The 24,997-nt window shown below is 70.2% G+C and carries 28 protein-coding genes; 26 read left to right on the forward strand and 2 right to left on the reverse strand.

Features of this window, described 5'->3' with window-relative positions; translation table 11 throughout:
• Positions 1-102: 102 nt before the first annotated feature.
• From ACRYRV_RS14190 to sppA, 3 genes are read left to right on the forward strand one after another with little or no spacing between them, the layout of a single operon-like run.
• Positions 103-1,050 carry an RluA family pseudouridine synthase gene (locus ACRYRV_RS14190; protein ID WP_253443556.1) on the forward strand — a complete coding sequence of 316 codons (948 nt, stop codon included), beginning with the start codon at positions 103-105 and terminating at the stop codon, positions 1,048-1,050.
• 58 nt (positions 1,051-1,108) lie between these two features.
• Positions 1,109-1,762: an HAD-IA family hydrolase gene (locus ACRYRV_RS14195; RefSeq protein WP_309635650.1), complete on the forward strand. Its 654-nt coding sequence runs from the start codon at positions 1,109-1,111 to the stop codon at positions 1,760-1,762.
• 3 nt (positions 1,763-1,765) lie between these two features.
• Positions 1,766-2,884, forward strand: a complete 1,119-nt coding sequence (sppA, locus tag ACRYRV_RS14200; RefSeq protein WP_444984707.1) for a signal peptide peptidase SppA — start codon at positions 1,766-1,768, stop codon at positions 2,882-2,884.
• A gap of 35 nt (positions 2,885-2,919) precedes the next feature.
• Here sppA and ACRYRV_RS14205 read toward each other — a convergent pair whose 3' ends face one another.
• Positions 2,920-3,510, reverse strand: coding sequence for a Maf family protein (locus tag ACRYRV_RS14205; RefSeq protein ID WP_444984706.1), 591 nt, complete (start codon positions 3,508-3,510; stop codon positions 2,920-2,922).
• Positions 3,511-3,643: 133 nt separating this feature from the next.
• Here ACRYRV_RS14205 and ACRYRV_RS14210 point away from each other — a divergent pair, with 133 nt between their 5' ends.
• The 17 genes from ACRYRV_RS14210 to ACRYRV_RS14290 all read left to right on the forward strand — a co-directional run bounded on the left by ACRYRV_RS14210 (position 3,644) and on the right by ACRYRV_RS14290 (position 17,503).
• The gene (locus tag ACRYRV_RS14210) at positions 3,644-4,171 is read left to right on the forward strand and encodes a YceD family protein (RefSeq protein ID WP_444984705.1); all 528 of its coding nucleotides are present in this window, start codon (positions 3,644-3,646) and stop codon (positions 4,169-4,171) included.
• 32 nt (positions 4,172-4,203) lie between these two features.
• Positions 4,204-4,374, forward strand: coding sequence for a 50S ribosomal protein L32 (gene rpmF / locus ACRYRV_RS14215; protein ID WP_023005526.1), 171 nt, complete (start codon positions 4,204-4,206; stop codon positions 4,372-4,374).
• 43 nt (positions 4,375-4,417) lie between these two features.
• Positions 4,418-5,533: a phosphate acyltransferase PlsX gene (gene plsX, locus ACRYRV_RS14220; RefSeq protein ID WP_253443547.1), complete on the forward strand. Its 1,116-nt coding sequence runs from the start codon at positions 4,418-4,420 to the stop codon at positions 5,531-5,533.
• A gap of 5 nt (positions 5,534-5,538) precedes the next feature.
• Complete coding sequence (gene fabD / locus ACRYRV_RS14225) at positions 5,539-6,507, forward strand: ACP S-malonyltransferase (protein WP_444984704.1); 969 nt, start codon at positions 5,539-5,541, stop codon at positions 6,505-6,507.
• A 30-nt stretch (positions 6,508-6,537) separates the two neighbouring features.
• Complete coding sequence (gene fabG, locus ACRYRV_RS14230) at positions 6,538-7,281, forward strand: 3-oxoacyl-ACP reductase FabG (protein WP_253443543.1); 744 nt, start codon at positions 6,538-6,540, stop codon at positions 7,279-7,281.
• A 130-nt stretch (positions 7,282-7,411) separates the two neighbouring features.
• Positions 7,412-7,645: an acyl carrier protein gene (gene acpP / locus ACRYRV_RS14235; RefSeq protein ID WP_008956801.1), complete on the forward strand. Its 234-nt coding sequence runs from the start codon at positions 7,412-7,414 to the stop codon at positions 7,643-7,645.
• Positions 7,646-7,885: 240 nt separating this feature from the next.
• A complete protein-coding gene (gene fabF, locus ACRYRV_RS14240) occupies positions 7,886-9,124 on the forward strand; it encodes a beta-ketoacyl-ACP synthase II (protein WP_253443541.1) in 1,239 nt (412 codons plus the stop codon).
• Positions 9,125-9,137: 13 nt separating this feature from the next.
• Positions 9,138-9,953, forward strand: a complete 816-nt coding sequence (gene pabC / locus ACRYRV_RS14245; protein WP_444984703.1) for an aminodeoxychorismate lyase — start codon at positions 9,138-9,140, stop codon at positions 9,951-9,953.
• 37 nt (positions 9,954-9,990) lie between these two features.
• Positions 9,991-10,995: an endolytic transglycosylase MltG gene (gene mltG / locus ACRYRV_RS14250; protein WP_253443537.1), complete on the forward strand. Its 1,005-nt coding sequence runs from the start codon at positions 9,991-9,993 to the stop codon at positions 10,993-10,995.
• 10 nt (positions 10,996-11,005) lie between these two features.
• Complete coding sequence (gene tmk, locus ACRYRV_RS14255; RefSeq protein WP_253443535.1) at positions 11,006-11,650, forward strand: dTMP kinase; 645 nt, start codon at positions 11,006-11,008, stop codon at positions 11,648-11,650.
• Positions 11,638-12,648, forward strand: a complete 1,011-nt coding sequence (locus tag ACRYRV_RS14260; RefSeq protein WP_253443532.1) for a DNA polymerase III subunit delta' — start codon at positions 11,638-11,640, stop codon at positions 12,646-12,648. Before tmk ends, ACRYRV_RS14260 begins: the two co-directional genes overlap by 13 nt.
• A 13-nt stretch (positions 12,649-12,661) precedes the next feature.
• A complete protein-coding gene (locus ACRYRV_RS14265) occupies positions 12,662-12,997 on the forward strand; it encodes a PilZ domain-containing protein (RefSeq protein ID WP_309635658.1) in 336 nt (111 codons plus the stop codon).
• Between the two features lie 73 nt (positions 12,998-13,070).
• Positions 13,071-13,925, forward strand: a complete 855-nt coding sequence (locus ACRYRV_RS14270; protein ID WP_444984701.1) for a TatD family hydrolase — start codon at positions 13,071-13,073, stop codon at positions 13,923-13,925.
• Positions 13,925-14,482 (forward strand): DUF1285 domain-containing protein, encoded by a 558-nt coding sequence (locus ACRYRV_RS14275; RefSeq protein ID WP_444984700.1) that lies wholly within the window; start codon positions 13,925-13,927, stop codon positions 14,480-14,482. The genes ACRYRV_RS14270 and ACRYRV_RS14275 overlap by 1 nt, the downstream gene beginning before the upstream one ends.
• Positions 14,479-16,683, forward strand: coding sequence for an ATP-dependent helicase (locus ACRYRV_RS14280; RefSeq protein ID WP_444984699.1), 2,205 nt, complete (start codon positions 14,479-14,481; stop codon positions 16,681-16,683). Before ACRYRV_RS14275 ends, ACRYRV_RS14280 begins: the two co-directional genes overlap by 4 nt.
• A gap of 11 nt (positions 16,684-16,694) precedes the next feature.
• The gene (locus tag ACRYRV_RS14285) at positions 16,695-17,294 is read left to right on the forward strand and encodes a sulfurtransferase (RefSeq protein ID WP_444989536.1); all 600 of its coding nucleotides are present in this window, start codon (positions 16,695-16,697) and stop codon (positions 17,292-17,294) included.
• Positions 17,180-17,503 carry a sulfurtransferase gene (locus ACRYRV_RS14290; protein ID WP_444984697.1) on the forward strand — a complete coding sequence of 108 codons (324 nt, stop codon included), beginning with the start codon at positions 17,180-17,182 and terminating at the stop codon, positions 17,501-17,503. The genes ACRYRV_RS14285 and ACRYRV_RS14290 overlap by 115 nt, the downstream gene beginning before the upstream one ends.
• A gap of 105 nt (positions 17,504-17,608) precedes the next feature.
• Here ACRYRV_RS14290 and ACRYRV_RS14295 read toward each other — a convergent pair whose 3' ends face one another.
• On the reverse strand, positions 17,609-19,273 hold the full coding sequence (locus ACRYRV_RS14295) for an electron transfer flavoprotein-ubiquinone oxidoreductase (protein ID WP_309635663.1): 1,665 nt from the start codon (positions 19,271-19,273) through the stop codon (positions 17,609-17,611).
• 352 nt (positions 19,274-19,625) lie between these two features.
• Here ACRYRV_RS14295 and ACRYRV_RS14300 point away from each other — a divergent pair, with 352 nt between their 5' ends.
• The 6 genes from ACRYRV_RS14300 to ACRYRV_RS14325 all read left to right on the forward strand — a co-directional run bounded on the left by ACRYRV_RS14300 (position 19,626) and on the right by ACRYRV_RS14325 (position 24,991).
• Entirely contained in the window at positions 19,626-20,378 is a 753-nt protein-coding gene (locus ACRYRV_RS14300) for an electron transfer flavoprotein subunit beta/FixA family protein (RefSeq protein WP_253443518.1), read from the forward strand.
• A complete protein-coding gene (locus ACRYRV_RS14305) occupies positions 20,375-21,301 on the forward strand; it encodes an electron transfer flavoprotein subunit alpha/FixB family protein (protein WP_444984696.1) in 927 nt (308 codons plus the stop codon). The genes ACRYRV_RS14300 and ACRYRV_RS14305 overlap by 4 nt, the downstream gene beginning before the upstream one ends.
• Before the next feature lie 179 nt (positions 21,302-21,480).
• Complete coding sequence (locus ACRYRV_RS14310; protein ID WP_444984695.1) at positions 21,481-23,214, forward strand: DUF3450 family protein; 1,734 nt, start codon at positions 21,481-21,483, stop codon at positions 23,212-23,214.
• Complete coding sequence (locus ACRYRV_RS14315; RefSeq protein ID WP_309635666.1) at positions 23,207-23,764, forward strand: MotA/TolQ/ExbB proton channel family protein; 558 nt, start codon at positions 23,207-23,209, stop codon at positions 23,762-23,764. The genes ACRYRV_RS14310 and ACRYRV_RS14315 overlap by 8 nt, the downstream gene beginning before the upstream one ends.
• On the forward strand, positions 23,757-24,161 hold the full coding sequence (locus ACRYRV_RS14320) for an ExbD/TolR family protein (RefSeq protein ID WP_309635667.1): 405 nt from the start codon (positions 23,757-23,759) through the stop codon (positions 24,159-24,161). The genes ACRYRV_RS14315 and ACRYRV_RS14320 overlap by 8 nt, the downstream gene beginning before the upstream one ends.
• Positions 24,158-24,991, forward strand: coding sequence for a TonB family protein (locus ACRYRV_RS14325; protein ID WP_445005901.1), 834 nt, complete (start codon positions 24,158-24,160; stop codon positions 24,989-24,991). Before ACRYRV_RS14320 ends, ACRYRV_RS14325 begins: the two co-directional genes overlap by 4 nt.
• Positions 24,992-24,997: the final 6 nt, after the last annotated feature.

Below are 24,997 nucleotides of genomic sequence, written 5' to 3' on the forward strand. Positions count from 1 at the left end.
CTGGCAATATAACAGTAAAGGGTAGGGCCAGCAATTGGCGCGCCGGGCGCCGCACTGCGATAGAATGCGGCTTTTGGCAGTTTCCAGCAGTGGAGTCTCGGCATGGCCGAAGGGCGCGATGTGCAGTGGGTGGAGGTCACGGAAGGGCAGGATGGCCAGCGGGTCGATAACTTCCTGATGACGCGCATCAAGGGGGCGCCCCGGGCGCTGATCTATCGGATCGTGCGCAAGGGGGAGGTGCGGGTCAACAAGAAGCGCGTCAAGCCCGACACCCGCCTGGCGACCGGGGACCTGGTGCGCATACCTCCACTCAAGCTCTCGCCCCGGGAGGCGGTGCGGGAGGTGAGCGACAATCTGCGTAACCTGCTGGCCGGCAGCGTGCTGGTGGAGGGGCGTGACTGGCTGGTGATCAACAAGCCGGCTGGGCTCGCCGTTCACGGCGGCAGCGGGGTCAAGATCGGTCTGATCGAGGCGCTGCGCCAGGTGCGCGAGGAGCTCGACTTCCTGGAGCTGGTGCACCGGCTGGATCGCGACACCTCGGGCTGCCTGCTGTTGGCCAAGTCGCGCCCGGCCCTGCTGGCGCTCAACGATGCCCTCAAGCAGCAGCAGATGGACAAGCGCTACCTGGCCCTGGTGGCGGGGCGCTGGCCGGCCCGGCGAGACTACGTCGCCGCCCGGCTGGACCGCTACACCCTGGCCAACGGCGAGCGCCGGGTGCGGGTCGATGCCCAGGGCAAGGTGGCCCGTACCCGCTTCGCGGTGCGTGAGACTTTTCCCCGGGCCACCCTGATGGAGGCGGAACCGGTCACCGGGCGCACCCATCAGATTCGGGTCCACGCCGCCCACGCCGGCCACCCGCTGCTCGGCGACGACAAGTATGCCACGCGCGACAGCGAGCGCCTGAGCCAGGTGCTGGGCGTCACGCGGCTCTTCCTGCACGCCGAGTCGCTGAGCTTCCCCGAGCCCACCAGCGGCCGCCCGGTGCGGATCCGAGCGCCGCTGCCCGAGGAGCTCGAGGCGGTACTGGCCCGCGCCCGCCGCGAGACGTGACACCCTTAGTCCACACCCCCTTGTCCCAACGGCAAGAGAGTTCAATCAGGAAGAGAGAATGCGCTATCGACTGGTGATCTTCGACTGGGACGGCACCCTGATGGACTCGGCGGCTCGCATCGTCGACTGCATGCAGGCCGCCTCCCGGGACGCCGGCTGGGGAGAGCTCTCCGCCGACGCCGTCCGCAATATCATCGGCCTGGGCCTGCCCGAGGCCATTGCCACCCTCTGCCCGGGCATCGACCCCGACCGTGCCGAGCTGCTGCGCAGCCGCTACGCCTGGCATTTCGTGGAGGGTAACGACACCCCCATGCGCTTCTTCGCGGGGGTGGAGGCCGGCGTGGCCGGCCTGCGCGGCCGTGACGGTCAGCGTCTGGCGGTGGCCACGGGCAAGAGTCGCCGCGGCCTCGACCGGGTCTTCCGCGACAGCGACAGCGGGAGTTGGTTTCACGCCAGCCGAACCGCCGACGAGACCCGCTCCAAGCCCCATCCGCTGATGCTCGAGGAGCTGCTGGAGGAGCTCGAGGTGGCGGTGGAGGAGGCGGTGATGGTGGGAGATACCGAGTATGACCTGGAGATGGCCCGGGCCATCGGCATGGACCGGGTGGCGGTGACCTGGGGGGTACACGCCCCGGAGCGGCTGGCCGCCAGCCAGCCGGCCTTTACCGCCGAGGCGGTGCCCGAACTCTTCAACTGGCTGCAGGGTAGATAAGGCATGAGTGACGACGATCGGAAACGTGACGAGGCCCCAGGCGAGGGCGGGGACCCCTGGACCCAGGGGCCGGAGCGCACCCCCGAGCAGGCTCGGGCGGAGCGCGAGGCGCGCCGCACCCCGGAGGAGCCGGTCGCGGCGCAGGCAGAGAGCGCCGAGGCCCTGCGTGAGCGCCAGCGCCTGCAGCAGATGGAGATGATGGATCGCTGGATCGGCGGGGTGCTGGCCGAGCAGCGCCGCTCCCGGCGCTGGAAGCTCTTCTTCCGTTTCCTGTTTGCCGCCCTGATCCTGGCGTCGCTGTCGGCCACCCTCTACAGCCTGCTGGCGGGGCCGCCCGGCAGCAGCGCGGCCGCCGAGCCGCACCTGGGCGTGGTCAAGGTGCGCGGGGTGATCGATTCGGAGTCGCCGGCCAGCGCCGAGCGGGTCATCAGCGGGCTCAATCGCGCCTGGGAGGCGGAGCAGAGCAGGGCGGTGGTGCTGCATATCGACAGCCCCGGGGGGAGCCCGGTGCAGTCCCAGCGGATCTTCGATGAGATCATGCGGCTGCGCGCCGAGGGCGACAAGCCGATCATCGCGGTGATCGAGGACGTGGGGGCCAGCGGCGCCTACTATATTGCCGCTGCTGCCGACGAGATCATCGCCGCCCCGGCCAGCCTGGTGGGCTCCATCGGGGTCATCTTCGCCAGCTTCGGCTTCGAGGAGGCGATCGAGCGCCTAGGGGTGGAGCGCCGCGTCTTTGCGGCCGGCGACAACAAGGCCTTCCTCGACCCCTTCTCGGCGGTGGCGCCGGAGCAGCTCGAGTTCTGGCAGACGGTGCTGGAGACCACTCACGGCCAGTTCATCGCCGCGGTGCGCGAGGGGCGCGGCGAGCGCCTGGTCGACGACGAGAGGGTCTTCAGCGGCCTGGTATGGAGCGGTGAGCAGGCCCTCGAGCTCGGCCTGATCGACGGCATCGGCAGCCTGGGCGAACTGGCCCGGGAGCGGCTGCCGGAGCCGAAGGTGCGCGACTATACGCCTCGCCTGGACCCCTTCGAACGGCTGTCGCGCCAGTTCGGTCGCGTGGCCCTGGAATGGATGGGGCTGCCCCGGGCCGATTCGCCGGTTCGCTACCAGCTGAACTGAAGCGTTCGGAGTCGGGCGCCGGAACAGCCGCGGAGTCAGGCTTCCTGGTTCAGCGGATCCAGGCCCGCCTCGCGCAGCAGGGCGCAGAGGCGGATCAGCGGCAGGCCGATCAGGGTGTTGGGGTCGTCGCCCTCGAGTTTCTCGAACAGCGCGATGCCCAGCCCCTCCATGCGGAAGCTGCCGGCACACTCCAGCGGCTTCTCTCTCTCCACATAGCGGGCGATCTCCCCCTCATCCAGGTCGCGGAACACCACGTCATAGCGCTCGTGGGTGACTCGGTGCTGGCCGCGCCGGGTGTCCACCAGCGCCAGGCCGGTGAGAAAGCGCACCCGATGTCCGGAGAAGCGCGCCAGCTGGCGGCGGGCGGCGGCCTCGTCGGCGGGCTTGCCGAGAATCTCCCCCTCGAAGAGCGCCACCTGGTCCGAGCCGATGATCAGGTGGTCGGGCCACGCCTCCGCCAGGGTCTGCGCCTTGGTCAGCGCCAGGCGGTGCACCAGAGCGGTGGGCGTCTCGTCCGGGTGCGGGGTCTCGTCGATATCGGGGCTCTGCCAGGCATATGGGATCTCCAGCCGGTCGAGCAGCTGGCGGCGCCAGCGGGAGCCTGAGGCGAGGACGAGGCGAGTCATGGGAATCTCCGCTTGAGTGACAGGGCAGCAGGGTAGCATGAGCCGGGCGTGGCGAGAGCGTGGCAGCGCGGTAGGGCACCGGGCGCAAAGGCCTTTTGACAGGGGCGAGGGGAGTGCCTATCATTGCGCGCCTATGTTGACCACACGACTTCCCAGCAGGGTCGAGCCCTACAAGCTCGCGGCCCGCGCCGAACGCCTCGAGGGCCTGATGGCCCTCGCCGATTTTTCGCGCCTGACCGATGAGGTCGGCGCCCAGAGCGGCGATGTGCGGGTCACCCTCGACTTCTCCATCGACGCCCAGGGGCGGCGAGTCATTCGCGGCCACCTCGAGGCGGAGCTGCAGCTGCCCTGTCGCCGCTGTCTGTCGCCGCTGGCGCAGCATGTAGAGAGCGAGTTCCTGCTGGGTATGGTCACCAGCGACGCTCTGGCAGCCGAGCTGCCGAGCACCCATGAGCCGGTGCTGGTGGAAAACGAACAGCTGAACCTGCTGACGGTGGTCGAGGATGAACTGATCCTCAGCCTCCCCCAGGTGGTTTACCACGATGAGGCCGACTGTGAGGTCTCTCGCGACCAGCTGACCAGCGGGGAGGATGCCGCGGCATCCCGCGGTCCCGCAGCTAACCCCTTCGAGGTGCTCAAGCAGCTCAAGGGAAAATCCTGATTCATCATCGATTCACTCTGGAGTGACATCCCATGGCAGTTCAACAGAACCGCAAGACCCGTTCCAAGCGCGGCATGCGTCGCAGCCACGACGCCCTGAGCGCTCCGGCCCTGTCCCAGGACAAGGAAACCGGCACTACTCACCTGCGCCACCACGTCTCTCCGGACGGCTTCTACCGTGGCCGCAAGGTCGTCGACGCCTGAGGCGACGGCGCTCCCTTCGGTAACGCCTGGCCGCTGAGCTCTCGTGCGGATCGCCATCGACGCGATGGGCGGTGACCTCGGTCCCCGCGCCACCGTACGGGGAGCGGCCAGTGCGGCCCTCCAGGACTCTCGTCTCGCGCTTCGGCTGTACGGTCCCCGCCGTCAGCTGGAGCAAGAGATCTCCTGCCTGCCGCGGCGTCTCGCCGCGGCTGGTTCACGTCTGGAGGTCGTGGATGCCGCCGGCATCATCGCGCCCGGCCAGCGCCCCTCCGATGCCCTGCGTCACGGCGGTCACTCCAGCATGGCTGCCATGCTGGAGGCAGTGGCGGCGGGGGAGGCGGCGGCCGGCGTCAGCGCCGGCAATACCGGGGCGCTGATGGCCCTGGGGCGTCGGGCCCTGGGGACCGTGGCCGATATTCCCCGTCCGGCGATCAGTACCGCCATTCCGACCCGCGACCAGGGGCGCTGCTACCTGCTCGACCTGGGGGCCAACGTCGAGGCCTCCGCCGAGCGGCTGGTGGACTTCGCCCTGATGGGCGAGCTGATGGCGCGCCACGTCGACGGTCTGGCCGCGCCTCGGGTGGCGCTGCTCAATGTCGGCGTGGAGGGGACCAAGGGCACCGCCAGCGTCCGCGAGGCGGATGCACGCCTGCGCGCGCTGGCCGGCCTCGACTATCGCGGCTATGTGGAAGGCGATGGCATCTTTAGCGGCGACGTGGATGTCGTGGTGTGCGATGGCTTCGTCGGCAATGCCGTGCTCAAGGCCAGTGAAGGGGTCGCGCGGATGCTGGTGGCGCGGGTCCAGGCGACCTTCGAGGCGCACTGGAGTAGTCGCCTGGTGGGGCTGCTGGCGCGCCCGGCGCTGCGCCGCCTGCGCGGCGAGCTCGACCCGGTGCGCTACAATGGCGCCAGCCTGCTGGGGCTGGCCGGCATCGTGGTCAAGAGCCACGGCAGTGCCGATGCCATCGGCTTCCACTATGCGGTACAGCGGGCAGTGCAGGAGGTGCGTCACGACCTGCCGCGCTGTCTGGCGGCGGGCCTGGTCCCGCGGCGGAGCGCGAAGGGGCGCTCCGAGGCGGTGGAGCGGCACGTCAGCGACTCAAGAATCCTCGCGCCGGGCCGTCCCGGCGACGATGACAGCCAACAAGAGCAAAGGTGACCAAGATGACTCAATCCCTCGCCCTCGTGTTCCCCGGGCAGGGCTCCCAGCAGATCGGCATGCTGCGTGAGCTGGCGGAACGCTACAGCGTGGTGCGCACCTCCTTCGAGGAGGCCTCCGACGCCCTGGGCTACGACCTCTGGCAGGTGGTGCAGGAGGGGCCCGAGGAGGCCCTTAACGCCACTGCCTGCACCCAGCCCGCGCTGCTGACCGCCAGCGTTGCCATCTGGCGGGTCTGGCAGGAGCTCGAGGGGCCGCGCCCGGGCGCCATGGCCGGTCACAGCCTGGGCGAGTACAGCGCCATGGTCTGCGCCGGGGTGATCTCCTTTGCCGAGGGCGTCAAGCTGGTACGCCTGCGCGGCGAGGCCATGCAGGCGGCGGTGCCGGTGGGTCAGGGCGCCATGGCGGCGATCCTCGGCCTCGAGGATGCCGCCGTCGAGCAGGCCTGCGCCGAGGCGGCCCAGGGTGAGGTGGTCGCCGCGGTGAACTACAATGCGCCGGGCCAGGTGGTGATCGCCGGCGCCAAGGCGGCGGTGGAGCGCGCCATCGCCGCCTGCCAGGCCGCCGGCGCCAAGCGGGCCATGCCGCTGCCGGTCTCGGTGCCCTCCCACTGCGCCCTGATGGAGCCCGCCGCCGAGCGCCTGGCCGCCGTCATGGCCGAGATGGAGCTGCGGGCGCCACGTTACACCGTTATCCAGAACGTTGACGCCGAGGCCCATGCCGACGTCGAGACCCTGCGCACTCGCCTGATCGAGCAGCTCTATCGTCCGGTGCGCTGGACCTCCTGCGTCGAGGCCATGTCGGGCCGCGGTGCCGAGGTGTTTATCGAGTGCGGTCCCGGCAAGGTGCTCACCGGCCTGGGCAAGCGCATCGCCCGGGGCAGCAAGGGGCTGGCGGTCAACGACCCCGACAGCCTGGATGCGGCCCTGGAGCTGGCCCGCAGCGTGGCCAACGGCAGCTCGGACAACGGCTGATCCCATTCTCTAGCACGAGGCGAGACCACCATGACCACTGAAACCCGCGTTGCCCTGATCACCGGCGCCAGCCGCGGTATCGGCCGCGCCATCGCCCACGAACTGGGGCGTCAGGGCCGGATCGTCATCGGCACCGCAACCAGCGATGCCGGCGCCGAGAAGATCGACGCCGACCTCAAGGCCCAGGGTATCCAGGGCGGCGGGCGCCGCCTCGATGTCAACGATCAGGCCAGCGTCGATGCCCTGGTCAAGGCGATCGGCGAGGAGTTCGGGGCGCCGACCATCCTGGTCAACAACGCCGGGATCACCCGCGACAACCTGCTGATGCGCATGAAGGAAGAGGAGTGGGACGACGTCGTCGATACCAACCTCAAGTCCGTCTATCGCGTCAGCAAGGCGTGCCTGCGCGGCATGACCAGGGCGCGCTTCGGGCGCATCGTCAATATCAGCTCGGTGGTGGCCACCATGGGCAACCTGGGGCAGACCAACTATGCTGCCGCCAAGGCGGGCATGGAGGGCTTCACCCGGGCGCTGGCCCGCGAGGTCGCGTCCCGCGCCATCACCGTCAATGCGGTGGCGCCGGGCTTCATCGCCACCGACATGACCGAGGCGCTGCCCGAAGAGCAGCACAAGATGCTGCTCGGCCAGATTCCCCTGTCCCGGCTGGGGCAGCCCGAGGAGATCGCCGCCGCGGTTGGCTTCCTCACCGGCGAGACGGCGAGCTACATCACCGGCGAGACGCTGCACGTCAACGGCGGGATGAACATGCGTTGAGGCCTGGCGGGTCGGCGGTTGCGCCGACCCCGGGGCCTCTATAAACTACCCCGCAGCTTCCGCCTGCGGATCTGGAACCCCAACGGCTGGTCATCTGGACGGCCAATTTGAACGACTGGAGTACGTCATAATGAGCACCATCGAAGAGCGCGTGAAGAAGGTTGTGGCCGAGCGCCTGAACGTCAAGGAAGAGGACATCCAGAACAGCTCCTCCTTCACCGAGGACCTGGGCGCCGACTCCCTGGATACCGTCGAGCTGGTCATGGCGCTCGAGGAGGAGTTCGACACCGAGATTCCGGACGAGGAAGCCGAGAAGATCACTACCGTCCAGGAAGCCATCGACTACGTCAACGCCCACCAGTAAGCCTGGTGGCGGTCGATGCCGCCGGACGAGGGAGAGGTTGCTCTCCCTGTAAAAAAGCCGCCCCCTCGAGGCGGCTTTTTTGTGGCTGTGGGCGCCTGGCGGGGTCTCGCGGCTCCCCGAGATTGTCGTCACCGCGGTGCCTGTCGGGGCGGCATCCGGCGAAGAGAGTCGTTATAATGCGCACAATGGACGGCTCCCCGCAGGGGAGCCCTGTCGTACTGGATGTCTGGAGGAATGCTGATGGCACGTAGAAGGGTAGTGGTGACCGGGCTTGGACTGGTCACGCCGGTGGGCAATACCGTCGAGGAGAGCTGGTCCAACATCAAGGCCGGCAAGAGCGGCATTGCCCCCATCGAGCACTTCGATGCCAGCGCCTTCAATACCCGCTTCGGCGGTTCGGTGAAGGACTTCGATATCAGTCCCTACCTGAACCCCAAGGAGGCCCGCAAGATGGACCTCTTCATTCAGTATGGCGTGGCGGCCGGGGCCCAGGCGATCCAGGACTCGGGGATCGAGTGCACCGAGGAGAATGCCTCCCGCATCGGCGTGGCCATCGGTTCTGGCATCGGCGGCCTGCCGATGATCGAGCACAACCACAGCGCCATGCTGAAGAGCGGCCCTCGGCGTATCTCGCCCTTCTTCGTGCCCGGCTCGATCATCAACATGATCTCCGGCAACCTGGCGATCCAGCACGGCTTCCGCGGCCCCAACATCGCCATCACCACCGCCTGCACCACCGGCACCCACAATATCGGCTATAGCGCGCGCACCATCGCCTACGGTGACGCCGACGTCATGGTCTGCGGCGGGGCCGAGATGGCCACCACGCCGCTGGGCCTCGGCGGCTTCTCCGCGGCCCGGGCGCTCTCGACCCGCAACGATGACCCGGTGGCGGCCAGCCGCCCCTGGGATCGCGACCGCGACGGCTTCGTGCTCTCCGACGGTGCCGGGGTGCTGGTGCTGGAGGAGTACGAGCACGCCCGTGCCCGCGGTGCGACCATCTATGCCGAGCTGACCGGCTTCGGCATGAGCGATGACGCCTACCACATGACCGCCCCGCCCGAGGACGGCAGCGGCGCGGCGCTCTCCATGGCCAACGCCATTCGCGATGCCAACCTGGACCCCTCGGCGATCCACTACATCAACGCCCACGGCACCTCGACGCCGGCCGGCGACCTGGCCGAGAGCCGCGCCGTGGAGAAGGTGATGGGCGCGGCGGCCAAGTCCGTGGCGGTCAGCTCCACCAAGTCGATGATCGGCCACCTGCTGGGCGCCGCCGGGGCCGTGGAAGCGGTGTTCTCGATCCTGGCCATTCGCGATCAGGTGGCGCCGCCCACCATCAACCTGGACAACCCCCAGGAGGGTTGCGTCCTCGACTATGTACCGCACACCGCCCGGGAGATGAAGATCGACGTGGCGCTGTCGAACTCCTTCGGTTTCGGCGGCACCAATGGCACCCTGATCTTCTCTCGGGTCTGAGCGGGGTAAGGGCGTGAGCGGAGCGGCCGCTGGCTGGCCCCTGGATGACCGGGGGGCCGCCTATGGCGATGGTCTCTTCGAGACCATCCTGGTGCGTGACGGCCGCCCGCGGCTGTGGGACGAGCACCTGGCCCGGCTGGCCCGGGGCTGCCACGTGCTGGGCATTCCGATGCCCGCCGAGCACGAGCTGGCGGCTCCCCTGGCCGAGGCGGGCGAGGGGCTGGCGGTGCTCAAGCTGACCTTGACCCGGGGCAGCGGCGGACGCGGCTACCGGCCGCCGGCGAACCCCGCCCCGCGGCTTCGCTGGCAGCTTATGCCCTTTTCGCCTGCCACCGACCGCTGGGAGGAGGGTGTCCGCCTACGCCACTGCCGGCTGCGCCTCGGCATCCAGCCGCTGCTGGCCGGGCTCAAGCATCTCAACCGGCTGGAAAATGTCCTGGCTCGGGCGGAGTGGAGCGACGATGCCATCGCCGAGGGGCTGCTCTGCGACAGCGAGGGTCGCCTGGTGGAGGCCACCGCCATGAATCTCTTCTGGCAGCGTGATGGGCAGCTGGAGACGCCGCGGCTCGCGCGCTGCGGTGTGGCCGGTACCCTGCGCGAGGCGCTGATGGAACGCCTGGCGATCGCGGAGGTCGATGTCGGGCCCGAGGCGCTCCTGGCGGCCGAGGCGGTGTGGGTGGCCAATTCCGTGCAGGGCGCCTGGCCCGTGGTACGGCTCGACGCCGCCGACGGTCAGCCGGTCGGGCGCTGGAGCCTCGGCCCTGCACACCGGGACTTTCAGGCCGAGGCCCACCGGCTGCTGGGTTATCCGCCGCCCGCTTCAACCTGACCCGCTCTCAACGAGCGACGACACGACGAGGACGCCGATGCGCGTGGTAAAGATCCTGCTGGTGCTGGCCCTTCTGGCCGGCGCGGCCCTGTTCGGCGGCTATCGCTACTGGGAGTCTCGCCTCGAGGCCCCCATCGCCGTGGACGAGCCGACTCTCTACGAGGTGCCCCGGGGCGCCGGCTACAACCGTGCGGTGGCCGACCTGGCCCAGCGCGGGATCATCCAGGACGACTGGGCCTTTCGGTTGCTGACCCGCCTGGAGCCCGACAGCGTGCCGCGGCTGCGCGCCGGCGAGTACATGCTGGAGCCGGGCATGAGCGGCCGTGAGCTGATCGCGCTGCTCGGCAGCGACCGCGTCGTGACCTATCCGCTGACCATTCCCGAGGGCTGGACCTTCCGCCAGATGCGTGAGCTTCTGGATAGCGCTCCCAAGCTGGAGAGCCGCACCGCGGGTCTCTCCGACGAGGAGGTGATGGCCCTGCTCGACCGTGAGGGCGTCCACCCCGAGGGGTGGTTCTTCCCCGACACCTACCGCTACCACAAGGGAGTCAGCGACCTGGAGATCCTGGGCCAGGCGCTGGCCCGCATGGAGCGCATCCTCGAGGAGGTATGGGAAGGGCGCGCCGACGACCTAACCATCGAGTCGCCCTATGAGGCGCTGATCATGGCCTCGCTGATCGAGCGGGAGACCGGGGCGCCGGAGGAGCGCCGCGAGATCGCCGGCGTCTTCAAGCGGCGCATGGAGACCGGGATGCGCCTGCAGACCGACCCCACGGTGATCTACGGCATGGGCGAGCGCTACGACGGCCGCATCACCCGGGCCGACCTGCGCGAGGCGACCCCCTACAATACCTATGTGATCGACGGGCTGCCGCCGACGCCCATCGCCATGCCCGGCCGGGCGTCGCTGGAGGCCGCGGTGGACCCGCTGCCCGGCGAGACGCTCTACTTCGTCTCCCGGGGCGACGGCACCCATCACTTCTCGCGCACCCTGCGCGAGCACAACAATGCGGTGAACCGGTATATCCGCAACCGCCAGTAAGGAGGCACGGATGGCCGCGCGCGGACGCTTTATCACCCTGGAGGGCAGCGAGGGGGTCGGCAAGTCGACCAACCTGGCGCGGGTGGTCGCCTTCCTCGAGGCCCGGGGCCTCGAGGTGGTGCAGACCCGGGAGCCCGGCGGCACCCCCCGGGCGGAGGCGATTCGCCGCCTGCTGCTCGACCCCGCCGAACAGGAGCCCCTGGACCAGGACGCCGAGCTGCTGCTGGTCTTTGCCGCCCGGGCCCAGCACCTGGCCCGGGTGATCCGCCCGGCGCTGGCCCGCGGTGCCTGGGTGGTCTGCGACCGTTTTACCGACGCCACCTTCGCCTATCAGGGGGGCGGGCGCGGCATTCCCGCAGCGCGCATCGCTGAGCTGGAGCGCTTCGTACAGCAGGGCCTCTCCCCCGACCTGACCCTGCTGCTGGATATGCCCATCGAGGCGGCGCGCGAACGGGTGGCTCGCCGCGGCGAGGCCCCGGATCGTTTCGAGCGCGAGCGGGGCGACTTCTTCAGCGCGGTTCGCCAGGCCTACCTGGCTCGGGCGGCTGCCGACCCCGAGCGCTTCGCGGTGGTGGATGCCTCCCGGACGCTTTCGGCGGTGGGGGAGCAGATCGAGGTGCTTCTCGAGGCACGGGTGGCCGCATGGCAGAGCTGAGCGCCACACCTCCCCTCGACCCGGCGCCGCTGCCCTGGCTGGTGCCGCGCTTCGCGGAGCTTGCGCGGCTGGCCGACGCCGGCCGGCTCCCCCATGCGCTGCTGCTCTCCGGGCCGCGGGGTGTGGGCAAGCGTTCCCTGGCCGACGCGCTGATCGCCCGCACCCTCTGTGCCGCCCCCGGGCAGACCGCCTGCGGCACCTGCCACGGCTGCGCCATGCTCGCCTCCGGCTACCACCCGGACCTGCTGCGGGTGGAGCTGGAGGAGGGCAAGCGCCAGATTCGCATCGACGCCATCCGTGAGGTCAACGCCTTCGTGGCCCAGACCGCCCAGCAGGGCGGCTACCGGGTGATCCTGATCTCGCCGGCGGAAACCATGAACGTGGCCGCCGCCAACGCCCTGCTCAAGAGCCTGGAGGAGCCCGGCGGTCGCACCCTCTTCGTGCTGCTGGCGGATATCCCCTCACGGCTGCTGCCCACCATTCGCTCGCGCTGCCAGCACTGGAGTCTGGCCCCGCCGGAAGAGGCGGCCTGCCTGCCCTGGCTCGCCCAGCGGCTGGGTGACGAGGAGGAGGCGCGGTTCTGGCTGGGCCTGGCCGGCGGGCTGCCCCTGGCGGCTCTTGCCCAGGCCGAGCCGGCGTCCCGGGCCCTTCGCCAGCAGCTGCTGGAGACCTTCGAGGCCCTGGTGCGCGGCGCCGAGCCGGTGGCCGAGGCGGCCCGCCTGGAGCGCCAGTCGGTGGAGGCGACCCTGTGGTACGGTATCGCCTGGCTGGAGGACCTGATTCGGCTGGGGCTGTCGGGAGAGCCCGAGGGCGTGCGCAACCCCGATCTGCTGCCGCTCTACCGCCAGGCGGTCAAGAATGGCCGGGTGCGGGACTGGTTCCGCCTGCTCGACTATGCCCGTGAACAGCGCCGCCTGCTGGCCGCCGGCGGCAATCCCAACCCCCAGCTGGTGCTGGAAGCCTGGCTGGTGCGCTGGTCCGCGCTGCTGCGCTCGTGAACGAGGAGATCCCATGGCTGCCCAGAAGGCGCTGTCGCTGAATATCCAGGACGTCCAGACCCTGCTCTCGGCCTATATGCCGATGCTGGAGCGGGGCGGCATCTTCGTGCCCACCCGGGAGCGCTACGAGCTCGGCCAGGAGATCTACCTGCTGCTGACGCTGCCCGGCGAGAATGACCGGGTGCCGGTCACCGGCCAGGTGGCCTGGGTCTCCCCCGAGGGCGTCAGCGGGCGCCGCATGCCCGGCATCGGCATCCACTTCAGTGCCGGCGACCAGGCGGTGCGCGACCGCATCGAGAACCTGCTGGCCGGCCACCTGGACAAGGGTGCGCTGACCTATACGCTTTGATATTCCCGGTGGGAGCGTCGCGCATGGCGCTCCCACATCCACGATCACTTACCGCTCTGCGACTGGTACCCCCATGTTTGTCGACTCCCACTGCCATCTCGACCGCCTCGACCCCCGCACCCACGGCGGTGACCTTGCCGCGACGCTCGACGCTGCCCGGGCCCGGGGCGTCAAGCAGTTCCTGGCCATCGGCGTCACCCTGGAGGAGGTGCCCGGCGTGGCGGCCATCGCCCGTGAGCATGACGACGTGGTGATCTCCGCCGGGGTCCACCCGCTGCACAGCGTCGACCGGGAGCCCGAGACCGAGGCGATCAAGGAGGTCGCCGAGCGCTTCGGCGCCGTGGCCATCGGCGAGTGCGGCCTGGACTACCATTACCTGGAGCGGTCGCCGGAGACGGTGCCCTCTCGGGAGGTCCAGCGCGAGCGCTTTCGTCGCCAGCTGATCGCCGCCACCGAGCTTGCGCTGCCGGTGATCATCCACACCCGTGAGGCCCGCGAAGAGACCCTGGCGCTGATTCGCGAGCACACAGACCCGGCCATCGGCGGGGTGCTGCACTGCTTTACCGAGGATCTCGACATGGCCCGGGAGGCGGTGCGCCACGGCTTCTACATCTCGCTCTCCGGCATCGTTACCTTCCGCAACGCCGAGGCGCTGCGCGAGGTGGCCCGCCGGGTGCCCCTGGACCGGCTGCTGATCGAGACCGACAGCCCCTATCTGGCGCCGGTGCCCCATCGCGGCAAGCCCAACGAGCCGGCCTGGGTGGTGGAGGTCGCCGAGTGCATCGCCGCTGAGCGCGGCATCAGCGTGGAGGAGGTCGCCATGCAGACCACCGCCAACTTCTACCGCCTGTTCCGCGCCGCCGCGCCGGAGGCTTCCGCAGAGATGCGCGAGATCCTCCGCGACGCCGGCTTCCTGCAGGGGGCCTGATGAACCTCGAGCCGCTGCTGGCCCATATCGATCCGGTCGGCGAGATTCCGCCGGTGGATCGCTGGCATCCCGAGCGGGTGGGCGAGATGGACCTGGTGATCGCCGCCGACGGCCGCTGGCTCCACGAGGGAGCCCCCATTGCGCGGCCACGGCTGGTGCGCCTGCTCTCGACGATACTGCGCCGCGAGCCGGACGGTCGCTACGCCCTGGTGACGCCCGCCGAGAAGCAGCTGATTCGGGTGGAGGATCGCCCCTTCCTGGCGGTGGACGCCGAACGCGATGCCGAGGGGCGCTGGTGGCTGACCACCAACGTGGGAGACCGCCTGATGCTCGACGAGACCCACCGCCTGAGCCCGAGCGAGACCCCCGCCGGCGAGCCGGTGCCCGAGGTGGCGGTGCGCTTCGGCCTGGCCGCGCGGCTGGGCCGTAACCTCTACTACCGCCTGGTGGAGGCCGCCGAGTGCCGCGCGCTCCCCGGCGGCGGCGAGGAGCTCGGCCTGGACAGCGGCGGCGTCTGGCAGCCCCTGGGTCGCCTGGACGACAGCGGGGCGGCGTGAGGCTCACCGCGGAGCAGCGTGCCGTGGTCGAGCACGGCGCCGGCCATGCCCGGGTAGCGGCGGTGGCCGGTTCCGGCAAGACCACCACCATGGTGGCTCGGGTGCTGCACCTGCTGGCCCGGGGCGTGGCGCCGGAGCGGATCCTGGTGCTGATGTTCAACCGCTCGGCCCGGGAGGACTTCCAGGGGCGGCTCGCCGCCATGGCCCCGAAGGGGCAGCGGCTGCCCGATGTGCGCACCTTCCACTCCCTGGGCCACCGCCTTACCGGCAGTCTGACCCGCTGGGGGGCGCTCTCGCCGCGCCAGCTGCTGACCGCCGACTGGCAGGTGGAGCGCCTGCTGCGCCAGGCCACCCAGCGCGCCCTGGTCGACAGCCCCGACACCGGGGAGGCGGCCCTGGATGCCGAGCGCCTGGAGGCGCTCGCCCACTTCTGCGCCCTGGTCAAGGCCGAGATGGTGCCGCCGGCGGAGCTCTACGCCCGGCTCGACTTTGGCGAGTCCACCGAGCACTTCGTGGCCGCCTTCGAGCACGCCGAAATGCTGCTCGCCGACCACGGCCTGATGGGCTACGCGGACCTGCTCTATCGCCCGCTTCGGGCCCTGGAGACCGAGGCGGCGCTGCGCGGTCGCGTCCAGGGCTACCTCGACCATGTGATCATCGATGAGTACCAGGATATCAACGTGGCCCAGCAGCGGCTGCTGGCGGTGCTGGCCGGCGAGCGTGCCGAGGTGATGGCGGTGGGGGATGCCAACCAGTGCATCTACGAGTGGCGCGGGGCCCACCCCGACACCATGCTGGAGCGTTTCACCGAGACCTTCGGGGAAGCGGTGGACTACCCCCTTTCCACCACCTTTCGCCACGGCCACGCCCTGGCCCTGGCGGCCAACCACGCCATCGAGGCCAACCGCCGGCGCCCGGAGCAGCTCTGCCTGGCGGCGGCCGGAAACCCCCGAACCCGTCTCGCCCTGGCCTGCGGCAGCCGCCCGCTGCTCGAGGCGCTGTCGGCCTGGCAGGCCGAAGGGAGGGCGCTCAACGAGGCCTGCCTGCTGGTGCGCAGCTGGTCGCTCTCGGTGCCGCTGCAGCTGGCTCTCCTGCGAGAGGGGATTCCCTTCCGGCTCTCCCGGGAAGATCGCTTCGTCTTCCGTTTGCCCCTGGTGCAGGCCCTGGCGGGCTATCTGCGCCTGGCCCGGGAGCCGGCGCTGCTCGCCGACCCCGCCCACCTGACGCTGCTGCTCGGCCAGCCCACGCCCTTCGTGGCCCGGGAGCGGCTGGTAGCCCTGGCCCGCCAGCTGGCCGAGAGCCAGCGCTGGCCGGAGCGCCACGATCCGCTGCTGACCGGCCTCAAGCCTCACCAGCGGCGCACCCTCAAGAAGCGCTGGGCGCTGCTCTGCGAGCTGCCGCGCCTGGGCGCCTGGCCTCCCGCCCGGCTGCTCGAGCACGTGGTGGAGGCCGTGGAGGCGGAGAAGGTCCTCAAGCGTGCCGCCGCCCGCCGCGACAAGGGCGAGGAGGATGTGCGCCTGCTCGACGTGCTGCTGGAGCAGGCCGGCGAGCTCGGCAACGATCCCGAAGGCTTTATCGAGCTGCTGGGGCGTCCGGTGGAGAACGCACGCGAGGGGGTGCTGATCACCACGGTGCACGGCGCCAAGGGGCTGGAGTGGCCCCTGGTGGCGCTGGCCGGGGTCAACGAGCAGGACTTCCCCCACTACACCCGGGACAACCCGCTTTCTGCCCAGCGCCTCGAGGAGGAGCGCCGGCTCTTCTACGTGGCCATCACCCGGGCCCGGGAGCGGCTGCTGCTGCTCCACGACGGGGGGGACCACCGGCCGAGTCGCTTCCTGGCCGAGAGCGCCTGGGAGGAGTGCCAGCGGGTGGCCGAGGCCCTGGAGGAGGGGAGCGGTGCGGCCCAGGCGCCCCTTGGCGTTACTCGTCCCGCCCTGGTCGAGCACTATCTCGCCCGGCTCGGGGCCTCCCTGCCGCTGGTGCCGGCGTCCCCGTCGGGGGTGGCCGAGGCTGGCCCCGACTACCGCACCTTCGACGTGGGGCAGCGACTGCGCCATGCTGTCTTTGGCGAGGGCGAGATCGATCTGGTGGAGGGGGACCCCGACAACCCGGTGATCGAGGTGCGCTTTCGCCACGCCGGGCGGCGTCGCCTGATCGCCCGTCGGGCCCCCATCGAACTGCTGGAAGGAGAACGCTCATGAGCCGTCCCCTGATGACTGCGCCGGAGCTGGCCGAGGCCCTCGACGGCCATCGCCCGCCACGGCTCCTCGACTGTCGGGCACGCCTGGGTGATCCCGACGCCGGCCATACCCTATGGTGGGAGGCGCACCTGCCCGGCAGCGTGCATCTCGATCTGGATCGTGACCTGGCGGGCCCTCCCGGGCGGGGTGGGCGCCATCCGCTGCCCGCGCGGGAGGCCTTTACCGCCACGCTCCAGCGCCTCGGCATCACCCCGGAGCTTCCGGTGGTGGTCTATGACGACATGGGCGGGCAGCTGGCCGCGGCCAGGGCCTGGTGGATGCTCGCCTGCTGGGCCGGACACCCCGACGTGCGCCTGCTGGATGGCGGCATCAAGGCGTGGATGGGCGCCGGGGGAGAGGTCGTCGAGGGAGATCGTGCCGCGCCCCGACCAGCGACTGGCGGCCGGCCTATCGCGACGATCGGTGGTGCGAGGCGACCCGGCTGCAGGAGGAGGGCGTGCTGCTGGTGGATGCTCGCAGCCGCGAGCGATTCCGCGGCGAGGTCGAGCCCATCGACCCGGTGGCGGGGCATATCCCCGGCGCGGTGTGTCGCCCCAGTGCCGACAACCTGACCCCCTGGGGGCGTTTCAAGCCGCCGGGCCAGCTGGCCGGCGAGCTTCCCGAGGCCGGTGAGGTGATCGCCTACTGCGGCTCCGGGGTCACCGCCTGCCATACCATCCTGGCCTACGCCGTGGCCGGCCGACCGCTGCCGCGCCTCTATCCCGGCTCCTGGAGCGAATGGATCCGCGACCCCGCGCGGCCGGTGGCGACCGGCGACTGAGCCCGGCTACCGCCGGTAGCTTGAAGCCATAAGCCTGAAGCTGGAAGAAAAAACCGCCCCCGCAGCAAGGCGGCGGGGGCGGCTTCATCCAAACGGCTGGCTGGCTTACATGTTGGGGTAGTTAGGCCCGCCGCCACCCTCCGGCGCCACCCAGGTGATGTTCTGGGCCGGGTCCTTGATGTCGCAGGTCTTGCAGTGCACGCAGTTCTGGAAGTTGATCTGGAACCGCGGCTTGCCGTCGTCGTCCTCCACGACCTCGTAGACCCCGGCCGGGCAGTAGCGGCTTGCCGGCTCGGCGTAGGTCGGCAGGTTGTCGCGGATCGGCAGCTCCGGGTCGGCGAGCCTCAGGTGGCAGGGCTGATCCTCCTCGTGGTTGGTGTTGGAGAGGAACACCGAGGAGAGCTTGTCGAAGGAGAGCTTGCCGTCGGGCCTGGGGTAGTCGATCTTCTCGAATTCGGCGGCCGGCTTGAGCGCCGCATGGTCCGGCGTGGTGTCGTGGACGTTGGGCAGCTTGCCGCCGAGCAGCTGGTTGACGAAGTTGTAGGCGCCGCCGCCCACGGTGCCGTACTTGTGGATCGCCGGGCCGAAGCTCGCGCTCTCCTTGAGCTCGGCGTAGGCCCAGCTCGCCTCCCACTTCTCGGTGAAGGCGGTGAGCTCCTGGCCCCCTTCGTCACCGCCGGCGATCGCCTCGAAGACCGCCTCGGCGGCCACCAGGCCCGACTTCATGGCGGTGTGCAGGCCCTTGATCTTGGCGAAGTTGAGGGTGCCGGCGTCGCAGCCGATCAGCAGGCCGCCGGGAAAGGTCATCTTCGGCAGGCAGTTGAGGCCGCCCTTGACGATGGCCCTGGCGCCGTAGGCGACGCGCTTGCCGCCCTCCAGGTGCTTCGCCAGCACCGGGTGGTGCTTCATGCGCTGGAACTCGTCGAAGGGGGAGAGCCAGGGGTTCTGGTAGGAGAGGTCCATGATCAGGCCGACCACCACCTGCTGGTTGTCGGCGTGGTAGAGGAACCAGCCGCCGTGGGTGTTCTTGTCCAGCGGCCAGCCGGAGCCGTGCAGCACCAGGCCGGGCTCATGCTGCTCGGCGGGGATGTCCCACAGCTCCTTCAAGCCGATGCCGTAGTGCTGGGGGTCCTTGCCGGCCGCGAGGTCATACTCCTGGATCAGGCGCTTGCCGATATGGCCCCTGGCTCCCTCGGCGAAGAGGGTGTACCTGGCGCGCAGCTCCATGCCCGGCATGTAGCTGTCCTTGGGCTCGCCGTCGGCGCCCACGCCCATGTCGCCGATCAGGATGCCCTTGACCACGCCCTCCTCGACGATCGCCTCCTGGGCGGCGAAGCCGGGGAAGATCTCCACCCCGAGCCCCTCGGCCTGCTCGGCCAGCCAGCGGCAGAGGTTGCCGGCGCTGATCACGTAGCGCGGCATGTCGCCACCGGTGTTATGCATGCTCTTCGGCACCAGGGCGTTGGGCAGCTTCTGAGCCTTCTCGGCGTCCTTGAGCAGGTAGACCTCGTCGCGGGTCGCCGGGGTGGTCAGGGGCGCGCCGCGCTCCTCCCAGTCGGGGAAGAGCTCGGCCAGGGCGCGGGGCTCGAAGACGGCGCCGGAGAGGATATGGGCGCCCACCTCGGAGCCCTTCTCCACCACGCACACGGTCAGTTCCTGTTCGGCGGCATTGGCCTGCTGCATCAGTCGGCACGCGGCGGCCAGGCCCGAGGGGCCGGCGCCGACGATTACCACATCGAATTCCATCGAATCGCGTTCTACCTGTTCCACCTGCTGCTCCTCCCTCACTCCGCCGTTGACGGCCTGCCACCAACGTCGACAGTAATTAAAACGGTCGTTTGCTTCTTGCCTGACTCCATGATAGGCATAATAGACGACTCAGGTCACCCCCTCGATACGGATTAGGCCGCGAGGGGGTGGGCAAAGATAGGATTGTTGCCAGGCCGTCGGCTATGGCACATTGGAAATGTTTATCCGTGCGGTGCCTATCAAACGCTCGCATGAATTTCGACTAAGGGCATGCCGGCCCGTTATAAGCGGCCCCAACAGGCGAAGGCCGGCGGTCAGCGTCGCGCCCAGTCACCAGGATGGTTCCATACTCGAAGAGCCTAGCGAGGACACCATGAAAGTACTCGTCGCGGTCAAACGCGTCATCGACTACAACGTCAAGATCCGGGTCAAGCCGGATCACTCCGACGTCGATCTCACCAACGTCAAGATGGCCATGAACCCCTTCTGCGAGATCGCCGTGGAAGAGGCGGTGCGCCTGAAGGAGAAGGGCGTGGCCACCGAGATCGTCGCCGTCACCATCGGCCCCAAGGCCGCCCAGGAGCAGCTGCGTACCGCCCTGGCGCTGGGCGCCGATCGCGCCATCCACGTCGAGACCGACGAGCGCGTCGAGTCCCTGGGCGCCGCCAAGGCGCTGGCCAAGCTGGTCGAGGAGGAGCAGCCGGGCCTGGTGATCCTCGGCAAGCAGGCCATCGACAGCGACAACAACCAGACCGGCCAGATGCTCGCCGCCCTGACCGGCCTGCCCCAGGGCACCTTCGCCTCGGCGGTCAACGTCGAGGGAGACAAGGTGCAGGTGACCCGCGAGGTCGACGGCGGCCTGCAGACCGTCGAGCTGACCCTGCCTGCCATCGTCACCACCGACCTGCGCCTCAACGAGCCGCGCTACGCCAAGCTGCCCGATATCATGAAGGCCAAGAAGAAGCCGCTGGACGTCAAGTCCCCGGCGGATCTCGGCATTTCGGTAGGCAGTCGAGTCAAGCTGCTCAAGGTCGAGCCGCCGGCGGAGCGTCAGGGCGGCGTCAAGGTGGGCTCCGTGGACGAGCTGGTCGACAAACTGAAGAACGAAGCGAAGGTGATCTCATGAGCATCCTGGTACTCGCCGAACATCACGATGGCGCCCTAGCCGGCGCTACTGCCCATGTGGTTGCCGCCGCCCAGGCCATCGGCGGCGATATCGACGTGCTAGTGGCCGGTGAAGGCGTGGGTGCCGTTGCCGAGGCCGCGGCCAAGCTCGACGGCGTCAGCAAGGTCCGCGTGGCCGACAGCGCCGCCTACGCCCACCTGCTGGCCGAGCCCACCGCGGCGCTGGTGGCGGAGCTTGCCGGCGACTACAGCCACGTGCTGGCCGCGGCCTCCACCACCGGCAAGAACGTGCTGCCCCGGGTGGCCGCCCTCAAGGACGTGGCGCAGATCTCCGAGATCATCGCCGTCGAATCCCCGGATACCTTCAAGCGCCCGATCTACGCCGGCAACGCCATCGCCACGGTGCAGAGCGAGGACGCCCTCAAGGTGATCACCGTGCGCAGCACCGGCTTCGACGCGGTGGCCGAGGGCGGCAGCGCCGCCATCGAGGCGGTAGACTGCGTCGCCGACAACGCCCAGTCCACCTTCGTCAAGGAGGAGCTGGCCCAGTCCGACCGCCCCGAGCTGGGTGCCGCCAAGGTGGTGATCTCCGGTGGCCGCGGCATGGGCAACGGCGAGAACTTCAAGCTGCTCGACGGCATCGCCGACAAGCTGGGCGCCGCCATCGGTGCCTCCCGCGCCGCGGTGGACGCCGGCTTCGTGCCCAACGACATGCAGGTGGGCCAGACCGGCAAGATCGTCGCGCCTGAGCTCTACATTGCCGTGGGCATCTCGGGTGCCATCCAGCACCTGGCCGGCATGAAGGACTCCAAGGTGATCGTCGCCATCAACAAGGACGAGGAGGCGCCGATCTTCCAGGTGGCCGACTATGGATTGGTCGGCGACCTGTTCGAGATCCTGCCCGAGCTGGAAAGCAAGCTGTAGGCACGATCGACGAATCGAACATGCCGTTGCCGGTCCTCGAACGAGGGCCGGTTTTTTATGGCCCGGAGCTTGGATAGAATGGATAATCATTATCAATGGCGACTGTCTTGATCCAGGCCATGGCGGCATCGGCCGGCATGGAGGACCATCGCTGCTGTACAGGATTCGGGAGAGTGAGGGTGAGCAAGCGCAGAAGGAGTGTCGGGCTGCAGGGGGTCATGGTGGCCATCTGCCTGGGCCTGATGGCCCTGGCCATGCCGGCCGTGGCCGACGAGGGGCGTGACGCGTCCGGGGGTGCCGGGATCCGGGCGGAGGCGCTGGGCCTTGCCCTGCCGCTGACGGCAGAGCTCTCCCGCAGTCTGGGCGCCCTGGAGGCCATGGTCGAGGCGGATCTGCCGTTTCTGGTCGACCAGCGCCGTGCCCGGGTCGCCGAGCTCCGCGAGGCGTTGGGCGACCGGCCGCTGGAGGCCGCCGGCCAGGCGGAGAAGCTGGTGGCCGCCTGGCGTCAGGAGCTTGCCTATGGCCGCGAGATCGATAGCTGGCGCGGGCTGTTGGTGGGGGACGACGGCCGCGAGGTGGACTATCTGCGCCTGGGCCGGGTGGGCCTCTACTTCCTGACGCCGGACGGCCGGGAGGGTGGGGTCTGGTCCCGGGACGAGGCGCGCTGGCGGTCCCTGGAGGGCCCGGCGATGGCCGAGCTGCGCAAGGGGGTCGCCATCGCCCGGGAGCGTCGCGCCCCCGAGCTGCTGGCGCTGCCTGTCTCCATTCGCCCGGGCGCGCCCTGGCTGGCGTCGACAGGATCCCTGCCCGCCTGGCCGGAGGTGGCGCAGGTCCCGGAGAGCGAGGCGCTGCTGGCCCTGGCGGTGCGCCAGGTGGGTGAGCTGCGGGACGCGCTGAACGATAGCTGGCTGATGCTGGGCAGCGAGCTGGCGCTGCCGGAGCGGCCGGAGGAGGGCGCTTCCGGCGCCGCTGCCGCCGCCGAGCTGCTGCGTCACCTAGAGGCCTGGACCCTTGAGAGCGGCCGCTGGCGGCGCTTCGAGGCCCCGGTGGCGGGGGGCGACGGACAGATCGCCTCCCGCGACGCTGCCAGGGTCGGTGACCTGCTGCTGCTGGGGGGCGGTGACCTGCTGCGCCCCAGCGGCGATGATTCTGCCCGGCGCCTTGCGGTGGTCGAGGGGCTGGATCGCGACCAGCGCGCTCGACTCACGGCTGCCTGGGCCGGCGGCGAGGCCCTGCTCCTCGACCCCACTCGTGGCGAGCTGCTCGATGCGCTGGCGCGTCAACCCAGCCTGATGGAGCGTTTCCACCAGGGGGGCGTGGTTGGCTATGTGGTCGTTACCCTGGGCGCGCTGGGCCTGCTGGTGGCGCTGCTGCAGTTCCTCTACCTGGCCGCGGTGCGCTGGCGCCTGCGCCGCCAGCTCAGCGACCTGGAGCATCTTCGCGACGACAACCCCCTGGGGCGGGTGCTGGAGCGCTTTCGCGCCCTGCGCCACGGTCTCCCGCCGGAGGCCCTGGAGGCACGCCTGGATGAGGCGCTGCTGGCGGAGCTGCCCCGCCTGGAGCGGGGCCAGGGGCTGGTCAAGCTGCTGGCGGCGGTGGCGCCGCTGCTGGGGTTGCTGGGCACCGTCACCGGCATGATCGTCACCTTCCAGGCCATCACCGTCTTCGGTACCGGCGACCCGCAGCTGATGGCCGGCGGCATCAGCCAGGCGCTGGTCACCACCGTGCTGGGGCTGGTCACCGCCGTGCCGCTGCTCTTCGCCCATACGGCCCTGACCAGCCGCAGCCGAGGTCTGGTGGGGCTGCTGGAGGGCAATGCCAGCGCGGCACTGGCCGAGCACCTGGAGGCACAGCCTTCGCCCGCTGCCGTCCCGGAGCCCGGCCCGAGGGAGGCGCGCCTTGCCCATGCCTGAGCTGCCGATGGCGCTGGTGGAGCCGCTTCAGCGGCTGGTGGAGGCGGGCGGTGCCGTGCTGGTGCTGATCATGGTGGTAGCCGCCGTGCTGTTCACCCTCACCCTGGAGCGCTGGTGGTACTTCCGCGTGACCTGGCGGGCCGAGCGGCGCGCCCTGGTAAGGCGCTGGGTGGCGCGGCCCGACCACGGCAGCTGGAGCGCCCGTACCCTGCGCGAGGTGTGGAGCCAGGCGCTGATCGCCCGGCTGCGCCGGCCGCTGCCGTGGATGAAGCTGCTGGTGGCCATCTGCCCGCTGCTGGGGCTTCTGGGCACCGTGACCGGCATGATCGTGGTCTTCGACGGCCTGGCGATGAGCGAGACCCACCAGGCTCGGTCCATGGCCGATGGGGTGGCCCGGGCGACCCTGCCGACCCTGACCGGCATGGCGGTGGCCGTGGCAGGCCTGCTGGTCACCACCCGCCTTGAATTCATCATCCGGCGCGAGGAGCAGCGGCTGCACGACCGCCTGGCCCGCGCCGCGGAGCAGCAGGGAGAGACGAGGCATGCGTAGACGTCGCCTGATCGCCGAGGGAGAGAGCGGCGAGGTGAACCTCACGCCGATGCTGGACGTGGTGTTCATCATGCTGATCTTCTTTATCGTCACCACCAGCTTCATCAAGGAGAGCGGCATCGAGATCGAGCGCCCCGAGTCCAGCGCTGCCACGCCGCGTCCCGATGCCCAGGTGATGGTGGCGCTGACCGGGGAGGGCGCCGTCTGGGTGGATGGCCAGCCGGTCGACGTTCACCGGGTGGGGCCGGAGGTGGCTGGGCTGATCAGCGGCAGCGGCAGCGTGGTGATCCAGGCCGATCGCCAGGCCACCACCGGGCTGCTTGTGGAGGTGATGGATCGACTGCGTGAGGCCGGGGTCGAGGACGTGGCGGTGGCGGCTACCCGGAGCGCGCCATGATGCGGCTGGCCCTCTCCGGGCTGGGGGGCACTGCACTGGCGGCGGTGCTGTTCTGGCTGCTGGCCATGCTGGTGACCCCGCCCGAGCAGGAGGTCGAGCCCCTGGAGATGGCCATGCCCCTGCGCCTGGCCTCGATGGCGGAAGCGGTGGAGGAGAGCGACGTCGCCGAGGCGCCGGAGGAGGTGGCGCCGGAACCCCCGGCCGACCCCGTGGAGGCCCAGCCGGAGCCGGAGGTGGCGCTGGAGCCCTTGCCCGAGAGCTCCGATGGCATCAGCCTGCCCGAGCCCGAGCCCGAGCCCGAGCCCGAGCCCGAGCCCGAGCCCGAGCCCGAGCCCGAGCCCGAGCCCGAGCCCGAGCCCGAGCCCGAGCCCGAGCCCGAGCCCGAGCCCGAGCCCGAGCCCGAGCCCGAGCCCGAGCCCGAGCCCAGGCCTCAGCCCGAACCGCGGCCGGCGCCTCAGCCTGCTCCTGCCGAGGCTGCGCCTGCCCAGCCCGCTTCCGACGCCCCGGCTCCCCCGACACAGGGCGTGGAGCAGGAGGCGCCGCCGATGGCCGACAGCGGCCCGGTGGATATCGGTGCCGCCGAGCCTCTCAGCCGGGTGCCGCCCAGCTACCCTCGGCGCGCTCAGCGTCGTGGCCTGGAAGGGTATGTGGAGCTGGAGTTCCTGATCCGCCCGGACGGGCGCGTGGAGGGCGGCAGCATCCGCGTAGTGGAGGCGCGGCCGCGTCAGGTCTTCGAGGAGGCCGCGGAGCAGGCGGTGCAGGAGTGGCGCTTCAAGGCCGATGGCCGAACGCGTCGGGCCCGCCAGCGGCTGGAGTTTCAGCTGCGCTGACGGTGC

It is taken from the genome of Halomonas mongoliensis (assembly GCF_052496345.1).

Excerpts from the sequence above, each read along its gene's own strand:
- ACRYRV_RS14190 (WP_253443556.1), top strand. The coding sequence starts at position 103 with ATGGCCGAAGGGCGCGATGTGCAGTGGGTGGAGGTCACGGAAGGGCAG.
- ACRYRV_RS14195 (WP_309635650.1), top strand. The coding sequence starts at position 1,109 with ATGCGCTATCGACTGGTGATCTTCGACTGGGACGGCACCCTGATGGAC.
- sppA (WP_444984707.1), top strand. The coding sequence starts at position 1,766 with ATGAGTGACGACGATCGGAAACGTGACGAGGCCCCAGGCGAGGGCGGG.
- ACRYRV_RS14205 (WP_444984706.1), bottom strand. The coding sequence starts at position 3,510 with ATGACTCGCCTCGTCCTCGCCTCAGGCTCCCGCTGGCGCCGCCAGCTG.
- ACRYRV_RS14210 (WP_444984705.1), top strand. The coding sequence starts at position 3,644 with ATGTTGACCACACGACTTCCCAGCAGGGTCGAGCCCTACAAGCTCGCG.
- rpmF (WP_023005526.1), top strand. The coding sequence starts at position 4,204 with ATGGCAGTTCAACAGAACCGCAAGACCCGTTCCAAGCGCGGCATGCGT.
- fabD (WP_444984704.1), top strand. The coding sequence starts at position 5,539 with ATGACTCAATCCCTCGCCCTCGTGTTCCCCGGGCAGGGCTCCCAGCAG.
- fabG (WP_253443543.1), top strand. The coding sequence starts at position 6,538 with ATGACCACTGAAACCCGCGTTGCCCTGATCACCGGCGCCAGCCGCGGT.
- acpP (WP_008956801.1), top strand. The coding sequence starts at position 7,412 with ATGAGCACCATCGAAGAGCGCGTGAAGAAGGTTGTGGCCGAGCGCCTG.
- fabF (WP_253443541.1), top strand. The coding sequence starts at position 7,886 with ATGGCACGTAGAAGGGTAGTGGTGACCGGGCTTGGACTGGTCACGCCG.
- mltG (WP_253443537.1), top strand. The coding sequence starts at position 9,991 with ATGCGCGTGGTAAAGATCCTGCTGGTGCTGGCCCTTCTGGCCGGCGCG.
- tmk (WP_253443535.1), top strand. The coding sequence starts at position 11,006 with ATGGCCGCGCGCGGACGCTTTATCACCCTGGAGGGCAGCGAGGGGGTC.
- ACRYRV_RS14260 (WP_253443532.1), top strand. The coding sequence starts at position 11,638 with ATGGCAGAGCTGAGCGCCACACCTCCCCTCGACCCGGCGCCGCTGCCC.
- ACRYRV_RS14265 (WP_309635658.1), top strand. The coding sequence starts at position 12,662 with ATGGCTGCCCAGAAGGCGCTGTCGCTGAATATCCAGGACGTCCAGACC.
- ACRYRV_RS14270 (WP_444984701.1), top strand. The coding sequence starts at position 13,071 with ATGTTTGTCGACTCCCACTGCCATCTCGACCGCCTCGACCCCCGCACC.
- ACRYRV_RS14275 (WP_444984700.1), top strand. The coding sequence starts at position 13,925 with ATGAACCTCGAGCCGCTGCTGGCCCATATCGATCCGGTCGGCGAGATT.
- ACRYRV_RS14285 (WP_444989536.1), top strand. The coding sequence starts at position 16,695 with ATGACTGCGCCGGAGCTGGCCGAGGCCCTCGACGGCCATCGCCCGCCA.
- ACRYRV_RS14300 (WP_253443518.1), top strand. The coding sequence starts at position 19,626 with ATGAAAGTACTCGTCGCGGTCAAACGCGTCATCGACTACAACGTCAAG.
- ACRYRV_RS14305 (WP_444984696.1), top strand. The coding sequence starts at position 20,375 with ATGAGCATCCTGGTACTCGCCGAACATCACGATGGCGCCCTAGCCGGC.
- ACRYRV_RS14315 (WP_309635666.1), top strand. The coding sequence starts at position 23,207 with ATGCCTGAGCTGCCGATGGCGCTGGTGGAGCCGCTTCAGCGGCTGGTG.
- ACRYRV_RS14320 (WP_309635667.1), top strand. The coding sequence starts at position 23,757 with ATGCGTAGACGTCGCCTGATCGCCGAGGGAGAGAGCGGCGAGGTGAAC.
- ACRYRV_RS14325 (WP_445005901.1), top strand. The coding sequence starts at position 24,158 with ATGATGCGGCTGGCCCTCTCCGGGCTGGGGGGCACTGCACTGGCGGCG.